This window comes from Micromonospora sp., from assembly GCF_048594385.1.
Classification (GTDB): domain Bacteria; phylum Actinomycetota; class Actinomycetes; order Mycobacteriales; family Micromonosporaceae; genus Micromonospora; species Micromonospora wenchangensis.
This window is the reverse complement of record NZ_JBMDWU010000423.1, coordinates 1-9258: the sequence shown is the minus strand read 5'-3', so window position 1 is coordinate 9258 and position 9258 is coordinate 1. Positions and strand designations below refer to the sequence as shown.

General features: G+C 71.5%; 8 protein-coding genes. 6 read left to right on the top strand and 2 right to left on the bottom strand.

The features are described from left to right. Positions 1 to 944 (bottom strand): TauD/TfdA family dioxygenase (locus ACOJTC_RS23005; protein WP_420118446.1); only part of this gene is annotated, 944 nt, incomplete at its 3' end. Positions 945 to 969: 25 nt separating this feature from the next. Continuing rightward, positions 970 to 2571, bottom strand: coding sequence for a malate synthase A (gene aceB / locus ACOJTC_RS23000; protein ID WP_420118445.1), 1602 nt, complete (start codon positions 2569 to 2571; stop codon positions 970 to 972). A 557-nt stretch (positions 2572 to 3128) separates the two neighbouring features. Here aceB and ACOJTC_RS22995 point away from each other — a divergent pair. From ACOJTC_RS22995 to ACOJTC_RS22970, 6 genes are all read left to right on the top strand, one after another. Next, positions 3129 to 4226, top strand: coding sequence for an ABC transporter substrate-binding protein (locus ACOJTC_RS22995; RefSeq protein ID WP_420118444.1), 1098 nt, complete (start codon positions 3129 to 3131; stop codon positions 4224 to 4226). After that, a complete protein-coding gene (locus ACOJTC_RS22990; protein WP_204926571.1) occupies positions 4226 to 5011 on the top strand; it encodes an ABC transporter permease in 786 nt (261 codons plus the stop codon). The genes ACOJTC_RS22995 and ACOJTC_RS22990 overlap by 1 nt, the downstream gene beginning before the upstream one ends. A gap of 27 nt (positions 5012 to 5038) precedes the next feature. Continuing rightward, on the top strand, positions 5039 to 5809 hold the full coding sequence (locus ACOJTC_RS22985; protein WP_420118443.1) for an ABC transporter permease: 771 nt from the start codon (positions 5039 to 5041) through the stop codon (positions 5807 to 5809). Next, a complete protein-coding gene (locus tag ACOJTC_RS22980) occupies positions 5806 to 6597 on the top strand; it encodes an ABC transporter ATP-binding protein (protein ID WP_420118442.1) in 792 nt (263 codons plus the stop codon). Before ACOJTC_RS22985 ends, ACOJTC_RS22980 begins: the two co-directional genes overlap by 4 nt. A gap of 91 nt (positions 6598 to 6688) precedes the next feature. Continuing rightward, positions 6689 to 7660: a PaaX family transcriptional regulator C-terminal domain-containing protein gene (locus ACOJTC_RS22975; protein WP_420118441.1), complete on the top strand. Its 972-nt coding sequence runs from the start codon at positions 6689 to 6691 to the stop codon at positions 7658 to 7660. Between the two features lie 229 nt (positions 7661 to 7889). Continuing rightward, positions 7890 to 9149, top strand: coding sequence for a cellulose binding domain-containing protein (locus tag ACOJTC_RS22970; protein ID WP_420118440.1), 1260 nt, complete (start codon positions 7890 to 7892; stop codon positions 9147 to 9149). Positions 9150 to 9258: the final 109 nt, after the last annotated feature.

The following is a 9258-nucleotide window of genomic DNA, read 5'->3' as shown; positions in this document are numbered from 1 at the left end:
GCCGGCGGCAGACCGAGGTCACGGTCGATGACCAGCCACAGCCGGATCAGGTCCCGCTTGCGTTCCGGCTCCGGGTGGTCCTGGTAGTCGGTGCGCGCGTGCATGATGGTGTAGTTGTTGAGGAACTGGATGTCGCCGGGGGCGAAGTTCATGTTGAGCACGAACCCGTCGGAGTTGTCGAGTTCGTCGAGCAGGTCCATCGCCTCGATCTGGGCGGGGGTCAGGTCGGGCACGCCCTCGCCCCGGGGTGCCGACTCGATGTACGCGCGGCCGTAGTGCGCGAACAGCTTGCCGTCGTCGTTGCGGCCGAAGATCGGGCACTGGAAGAAGCTCTCCGGGCCGTTACCCGAGCGGCGGTCGTGCCACCAGTCGGCGTACAGCACCTCGGCCAGGTCGGGTCGGCGGCGGACGATCTCGTCGTGGACCGCGACCGCGCTGACGATCGTGCTGACCCCGCCGGACATGGCGGGGCGGATGCACAGCAGCGCCACCACGTCGGAGGAGTCGGCGTGGTAGTCGAGCCGGGCGCTGGTCTGGAAGCCGCGCACCAGCGGGTCGTTGCGGTCGACGCCCTGGTCCCGGATGTGGATGAGCAGGTCGTCCTCGGTCTTCTGGTGGATCGGGATGCCCACGTGCAGCCCGATGCCCCAGTACATCAGCTCGGCCTGCCGTTCGCTCAGCCGCTCGACCGGCACCCCGCGCACCAGCACGAAGCCGCGACCGTCGACCAGTTCGTCGACCACGCCCGCGAGCACCGGGGCGAGCGTGGGCAGCACGAAGTTCTCCTTCGTGACGTCCCGCAGGCCGACGTCGGGCCGGTCCACCGCCGCCAGGGCGGCCATGAGTTCGGCGACGTGCGCGTCGGTCAGTTCGATCTTCCATTCCGGACTGTCCACGATGTCCGGCCCCCGCCATGCCGCGGGGCCACCCACGATCTCGACCACATCAGATCCTTTCCTCGATGACTGTTCAGGACATCCGCGCGTAGGCGGGCAGGGTGAGGAACTCGACGAACTCGTCGGCCAGGCTCACCTCGACGAGGAGGTCCCGGGCGGCGGCGTAGCCGGCGGCGTCGAACGCCGGTCCCCGGGCGGCGGCGATCGTGGCGGTCTCCTCGTCGATCACCTGCTCGACCAGGTCCCGGGTGACCGGCCGCCCGTCAGCCAGGACGACGTCGTTGTGCACCCACTGCCACACCTGGGAGCGGGCGATCTCGGCGGTGGCGGCGTCCTCCATCAGGTTGAAGATCGCGACCGCGCCCAGGCCGCCGAGCCAGGCCGCGAGGTACTGCAGGGCGGCGCTGACGTTGTTGCGCAGGCCGGCCTCGGTGACCTGCCCGCCGGCCGACCGGACGTCGAGCAGCGCGGCGGCGTCGACCGTGACGTCGTCGCGGGTGCGGTCGAGCTGGTGCGGCGCGTCGGCCAGGAAGCCGTCGAAGACCTCCCGGCACAGCGGGACGAGGTCCGGGTGCGCCACCCACGACCCGTCGAACCCGATCGTCGCCTCGCGGGTCTTGTCCTCGCGGACCTTGGCCAGGGCGGTGGCGTTGACCTGGTCGTCGCGGCGGCTGGGAATGAAGGCCGCCATGCCGCCGATGGCGTGGGCGCCGCGCCGGTGGCAGGTCCGCACCAGCAGTTCGCAGTACGCCTGCATGAACGGCGCGGTCATGGTGACCGAGTTGCGGTCGGGCAGGACGAAGTCGGTGCCCCGGTTGCGGTGCTTCTTGATGATGCTGAACAGGTAGTCCCACCGGCCGGCGTTCAGCCCGGCCGAGTGCTCCCGCAGCTCGTAGAGGATCTCGTCCATCTCGAACGCGGCCGGGATCGTCTCGATCAGCACGGTGGCCCGGATGGTGCCCTGCGCGATGCCGCATTCACGCTGGGCCCAGACGAAGATGTCGTTCCACAGTCGAGCTTCCCGGTGGCTCTCCAGTTTGGGCAGGTAGAAGTAGGGGCCCCGGCCGGCGTCGAGCTGCCGCCGGGCGCAGTGGAAGAAGTAGAGCCCGAAGTCGACGAGCGCGCCGGCCACCGGTTGCCCGTCGACGTGCAGGTGCTTCTCGTCCAGATGCCATCCCCGGGGCCGTACGACGATGGTCGCGGGGTCGTCGCCGAGGGCGTAGGACCTGCCGTCGGGGGTGCCGAAGTCGATGGTGCGGTCCAGCGCGTCGACGAGGTTGACCTGACCTGAGATGACGTTCTCCCAGGTGGGGGTGATGGCGTCCTCGAAGTCGGCGAGCCAGACCTTGGCGCCGGAGTTCAGCGCGTTGATCGTCATCTTGCGGTCGGTGGGGCCGGTGATCTCGACGCGACGGTCCACCAGGCCGGGGGCCGGGGGTGCGACCCGCCAGTCCGCGTCGCGCACGTGCGCGGTCTCGGGGAGGAAGTCGAGCACGGCCCCGGCGTCCAGTTCGGCCTGTCGGGCGACGCGCAGCGCGATGAGTTCGTCGCGTCGGGCCCCGAAGCGGCGGTGCAGTCCGGCGAGGAAGGCCACCGCCTCCGGGGTGAGAATCCGGTCGGATCCCGGCACGGCCCGACCGGTGATCGTCACGTCCACGTCCTGCTGGTTGGTCACGGCTGAACCTCGCTGTTCGTTCGCCAGTTTCCTGCGCCCGGATCGCGGTGATGCTCGTGCGGGTCGTCGGCCGGGGCAGTCTGTATCAAAAAGAGAGACGCCATCTCGGATAGCGATAGATTTACCCATCATGCAGGTGCTGTCAACCCCACGCCACGGTCGCCGCGACGGCACCACACCGGCCGCGAGGTGCGCGAACGCGGACTAGATGCCTCGTGGATCGCTTGACAAGATGCCGTCTCGCATAGAGTATTTCGGCACCCGTCAACGCAGCTCCACCGTCGGCACGGCCGCCACCCTTCCTCGTGCCCGTGACCGAGGCGCCGGTCATCCCGCCGCCTGCCGTGAAGTCCTGGCGACACCGGCCCGCGTCACCCACCACGTCCGATCGGCGACACCGGTCGGGTACCGCCGCACCCTCCTCATCCCCCATCAGGCCCCGTCAGCGATCGCGGATCACCGCCGGCCCCACCTGCGGCGTCCGCGGCGTTGGTGTCCGCGCCGGCCGAGGCGCACACACCCTCGGGATGCCTGTCAACTCACTGGAGGACACCCCCATGGCTTTCTTCTTTGTGGACTCGAAGGCGCGCACACCGGGAGATCGGGCCGCCGACGGACCCCGTCACGAGCACGACCGCGCCCCGCACCGCCGTCGGCACGGTGGACCGCTGCGGCGCGGACGGCTGGGCGTCGCGCTGGTCGCCGTCAGCGCGCTCGCCCTGTCCGGCTGCTTCTCCGACGGTGGATCGGGCGCCCCCGCCGACGCCTCGCTCGGCGAGCCGCTGAAGGTCACCCAGATCGGCTTCCCCAACGAGATCACCCTGGTCTGGGCGCTGAAGAAGGGCCTCTTCGCCAAGCACGGCATCGCCGTGGAGCCGGTCACCCTCGCGTCCGCCTCGTCCGCCGTCGCCGCGGCCGACTCCGGCCAGGTCGACCTGGCCTTCTCCGGCGGCTGGGGGGCCATCGTCGCCGCCTCGCAGGGGGTCAAGGTCAAGATCGTCATGGGTGCGTACTTCAACCCCACCCCACCCGACCCGACCCGCAGCCGGGGCGTCTTCGCCGGTACGAAGAGCGGCGCGAAGACCTACTGCGACCTGGTGGGCAGGACCGTCGGCGTCACCGAACTCAACGGTCCCGGCCAGGTCTACACCAGCGCCGCCGTCCGCAAGGCCGGCTGCGACGACAAGAAGATCAAGTACGTGAACATCCCGAGCGCGCAGATGGCCACCTCGTTGAAGGGCGGCGCGGTCGACGCGATCAACGCCAGCGGGGCGATCGGCCAGACCCTGGTCCGCGAGGGCGGCGCGGTCTGGCTCGGCGAGCCGTACGCCGACGTGCAGGGGCGGATCAACTACGCCGACTACGTCGCCTCGGAGAAGTTCGTCGCCGCCAACGCCGACAAGATCGCGAAGTTCCGGGCCGCCATGGACGAGTCGCTGCGCCAGATCAAGGACCCGGCCAACGAGGCGGAGTGGCAGCAGATGGCGGCCGACTTCGGCAAGACGACCGTCGAGGCGATCCGGGCCAGCCAGTTCGAGGAGCTGTCCAGCGAGGTGGACCGCGCGGCGCTGCAGAAGATGGCCGACCTCGCGCACGAGTTCGGCGCGATCAGCACCAAGGTCGACACCTCCGGCCTCGTCCACGAGTCGGCTTGATGGGCGCCGTCCGCACCGCGTTGCGGCGCGGCCAGCCGGTGATCTGGGGCGCGGCGGGTCTCGGCCTGCTGGTCGCCGGCTGGGCCGCCGTCGCCGCAGCCGGGGTGGTGCCCGCCTCCGGGCTGCCCGGCCCGGTCGCCGTCGGGCGGGCGTTCGCGAGCCTGCTCGGGGACGCCGACTTCGTCCGGGAGTACCTCGACACGCTCGCCACCTGGGCGGTCAGCCTCGGCCTCGCGGTGGTCATCAGCATCCCGCTGGGCCTGCTGATCGGCTACCTCGAACCGCTGGCCCGGGCCAGCTCCCTGGTGATCGACATCGGGCGGGCGATGCCGGTGGTGACGCTGATCCCGGCGGCGATCGTCCTGATCGGGCTGGGCCCGCAGATGAAGATCTCGGTGGTGACCTTCTCGGTCTTCTGGATCCTCCTGGTCAACACCATCTACGGGGTACGCAGCGTCGAACCGCTGGCGCTGCGGGTGGCCCAGGCGCTGAAGTTCGGCCGGGTGGAGACGATGCGCCGGGTGCTGCTGCCGACCACCCTGCCGTACGTGGTGACCGGTATCCGGATCGCCACCGGCATCGCGTTCGTGGTGACCCTCAGCGCCGAACTGCTCGGGGCCACCACCGGCGTCGGCACGGTGCTCGTCAGCTACCAGGAGGCGCAGCGGGCCGACGCGGTCTACGCCGGGGTGCTCGCGGTCAGCATCACCGGCATGGTGCTCAACATCGCCGCCCAGCTCACCGAGCGACGCGTCATCCGCTGGCGTCCGTCCGGGCAGGAGTAGACAGTGCGCAGGTTCCTCATCCGAGTGGTGTCCTACACGTGGCTCGTGCTCGCCCTGGTGCTCGTGGCCGAGGTGCTGCTGCGCTGGCGGGACTCGTCGTTCACCCCGCCGCCCAGCCGGGTCGCCGGCGCGTTCGTCGACCTGTGGTGGAGCGGGCCGGCGCACCGGCTGTTCGCCTCCGACGCGTTCGTCGCGGACGTCGGCGCGAGCATGTTCCGCTTGCTCGTCGGCTACGCCCTGGCGGTGTCGGTGGGCACCGTGGTCGGCGTGGCGCTGGGCCGCAGCCGACGCCTGGAGTGGCTGTGCGCGCCGGTGGTGCGCCTCGGCGTCGCCACCCCGGCGGTGGTGCTCATCCCGATCGCGATCGTGCTGCTCGGGATCAACGACCGGATGCCCATCTTCGTCATCGCGTTCGGCTCGATCTGGCCGGTCGTGTTCAACACGATGGACGGGGTGACCAACGTCGACCGGCTGGCCCTCAACAGCGCCCGCGCGATCGGGCTGCGGCGGGTGGACCGTTTCCGGTTCGTCGTGCTCCCGGCGGCGCTGCCGCGCATCCTGGCCGGCGCGCGGGTCAGCCTGGGCATCGCGGTGGTCCTGATGGTCAGCTCCGAGCTGTACGCCTCCACCTCGGGGGTCGGCTACCAGATCCTGCTCCAGCAGCAGAAGTTCGACACCCCCCGGATGTTCGCCGGGGTGGTGATGGCGTGCGCGATCGGCATCCTGTTCAACGCACTCTTCGGCCTGTACGAGCGGTGGGCGCTCCGCGGGCGACCGACGGTAGGGAGATCGGCATGAGCGACCCGGAGCACACCTCGGCCGCGCTGGTCGTGGCGGGACTGTCCAAGACGTACACGACGAACGGGGTCGACCACCTGGCGATCGAACAGGTCGACCTGCAGGTGCACGCGGGCGAGTTCGTGTCCATCGTCGGGCCCTCGGGCAGCGGCAAGACCACACTGCTCAACTGCATCTCGGGGCTGATGCGGCCGAGCACCGGCGAGGTCCGCTCGTTCGGCGAGACCATCGGCGACGGCCCGTCGGAGGACATGGCGATCGTGTTCCAGGACTACAGCCGCTCGCTGTTCCCGTGGCTCACCGTCGAGCGCAACATCGGGCTGCCGCTGCGCCGTACCGGGGCGAGCCGGGCCACCGTGAGCAGCGCGGTGGACAGCCTGCTGGAGGCCGTCGGGCTGCCCCGTTCGGTGATCGGCAAGTACCCGTGGCAGCTCTCCGGCGGCATGCAGCAGCGGGTCGCCATCGCCCGCGCGCTGATCAACAAGCCGAAGATCCTGCTGATGGACGAGCCGTTCGCCTCGGTCGACGCGCAGACCCGGATCAGCCTGGAGGACCTCACCCTGCGGGTGTGGCGGGAGTGGAACAAGTCGGTCCTGTTCATCACCCACGACATCGACGAGGCGGTCTACCTCTCCGACCGGGTGGTGGTGCTCAGCAAGGGCCCGTCGACGGTGAAGGCGACCGTGGACGTGCCGCTGCCCCGCGACCGCGACCAGATCCTCACCAAGCAGGAGCCGCTCTTCGGCAAGCTGCGTAGCGAGGTGATGGACCTGGTCATGGGCCACTGACCGAACCGCCGTGGGCCACCGGGGACGTCCCGCCGACGGGCGGCCCGGCGGCCCCACGGGCGGACCGGTCGGCGGCGTCGACCGTACGGTGGTGCGAGAATCTGACGGGGTGACCGCCGAACAGCCAGCCCCCGACGTCCGCACCCCCCGGGCCCAGCACGGGTCGAGCCCACAGCACCTGCTGGCCACCGTGCTCGGCGAGTACCTCGACTCCGCGGACGCCGACCTGCCGTCGGCGGCGGTTATCGCGATGCTGCGGGAGTTCGGGGTCACCGAGCCCAGTGCCCGTGCCGCACTGTCCCGGCTGGTCAAGCGGGGTCTCATCGCCACCCGGGGCGACACCCGGCCGCCGGTCTACCACCTCACGCCCGCGGCGATCGCCCGGCACCGCTCCCGGATGCGGCACTTCCTGACCTTCGGCGCACAGCCGCCGCACTGGACCGGCGACTGGGTGCTGGTCTCCTTCTCGATCCCCGGCTCCGGCCGGGCGTACCGGCACGCGGTACGCCGGGCGTTGACCGCCCACGGCTTCGTGGGCCTCTACGACAGCGTGTGGATCCGGCCGGGCGTCCATGCCACACCGGTCCGGGCGGAACTGGAGTCGCTGCTGCAACCCGTCGCGGGGGCCCGCTGGTCGGTGCTGCACGTCCGGTTCGACGAGGAGGCCGGACCGCACGGCCCGGCCGCCGCGTACGACCTGACCGGGCTGGCAGCCGGCTACACGGCCTTCGTCGCGCGGTTCGCGCCGGTGCGGGCGGCGGCCCGTCGGGGCCTGGTCGACCCGGCCACCGCGCTGGTGGCGCGCACCTCCGCGATGGACGCCTGGCGTCGGTTCGCCGACACCGACCCGGATCTGCCCGCGCACCTGCTGCCACAGCCCTGGCCCCGTGGTCAGGCCCGGGAGACCTTCCTCGACGTCCACGCCCGGCTCGGCGCGCTCGCCCGGGCCCGGCTGGTCGAGGTGACCGCTGCGCACTGGCCGGACGCCGCCCGGTGGATCACCCACTTCGACGCGCCGGGCGACCGGCCGGAACCGGCCGGCGACCCGCGCGGCACCGGCTGACCGCCTCCGCACGGACATCGCACCGGACCCGCCGAGCGGGCAACGCATTGACACTTTTCGTTGCCCCGGTGATAGTAACTGCATACCGCGACCGCCTGTGGGGACTGCGGCCGGGCGGTCGACGCGTCCACGTCGGCCCGCCCCGTCGCCGGTGCTGACCACCCTGGTCGGGCCCGGCGGCAGACCCGCCACCGCAGGGGTGCCACCGCCGACACCCGCAGGAGGGTGCATGCCAAGGAGATCGAAGCTCTACGCGGGCCTGACCGCCGCGCTCGTGCCGGCAGCCGCCGTGCTGATGGCACTCGGCGCGACGCCGGCCGATGCCGCAGTCGGCGGCTCGGGGCCCTACCCCGCCGACTACGAGACCTCGACCAGCCTGCCCAACCACACCATCTTCCGGCCCCAGACGCTGCCGACCGAGCGCCTGCCCATCTTCGTGTGGGGCAACGGCGGTTGCTCGGCCAACGGCCTCTCGCAGGGCAACTTCCTGCGTGAGATCGCCTCGCACGGCTTCCTGGCCATCGCCAACGGCGGCCCGAACGCCTCCGGCTCCACCAACTCGCAGATGCTCACCCAGTCCATCGACTGGGCGGTGGCGGAGAACTCCCGCCAGGGCAGCAAGTACTACAACCGGATCGACACCGGCAAGGTCGCGGTCGCGGGCTTCTCCTGCGGCGGCCTGGAGGCGTACGCGGTCTCCAACGACCCCCGGGTGACCACCACCGGCATCTTCAGCAGCGGTCTGCTCAACGACGCCGACGACTACCAGCTCCGGCGGCTCACCAAACCGATCGCCTACTTCGTCGGCGGGCCCAGCGACATCGCCTACCCCAACGCCATGGACGACTGGGGCAAGCTGCCCGCCGGGCTGCCGGCCTTCATGGGCAACCTGAACGTCGGGCACGGCGGCACCTACGACCAGCCCAACGGCGGCGAGTTCGGCCGGGTCGCGGTGCTCTACCTCAAGTGGCGGCTCAAGGGCGACACCACCGCCGGCGGCAACTTCGTCGGCGCGAACTGCGGGCTGTGCCGCACCCAGTGGACCGTCCAGCAGAAGAACCTGACGCTCGACGGCCCACCCCCCACCACCCCACCGCCGACCACTCCCCCGCCGACGACCCCACCGCCCACCACCCCGCCACCGACGACGCCTCCGCCGACGACGCCCCCGCCCACCACTCCCCCGCCCGGCGGCGCCGGCTGCACCGCCGTCTACGCCGTGCAGGACCAGTGGAACGGCGGGTTCGTCGCCAACGTCAGCGTCACCGCCGGGTCCGCCGCGCTCACCGGCTGGCGGGTCACCCTGACCCTGCCGGGCGGCGCAGCGGTCAGCTCGGTGTGGAACGGGGTCGCCACCGGCACCAGCGGCACCATCACCGTCACCAACCAGAGCTACAACGGACGGCTCGGTGCCGGACAGGGCACCAGCTTCGGGTTCCAGGGCACCGGGACCGGCAGCGGCGCCACCGCCACCTGCACCGGAAGCTGACCACCGCGCAGCCGGGGAAGCAGTCCGTGCGGGGGGGGGGGGGGCAGGGCCCCCCCCACCCCCCCCACCCCCCGGTGGCCCGCCCCCCGGGGGCGGGGCGGGGGGGGCC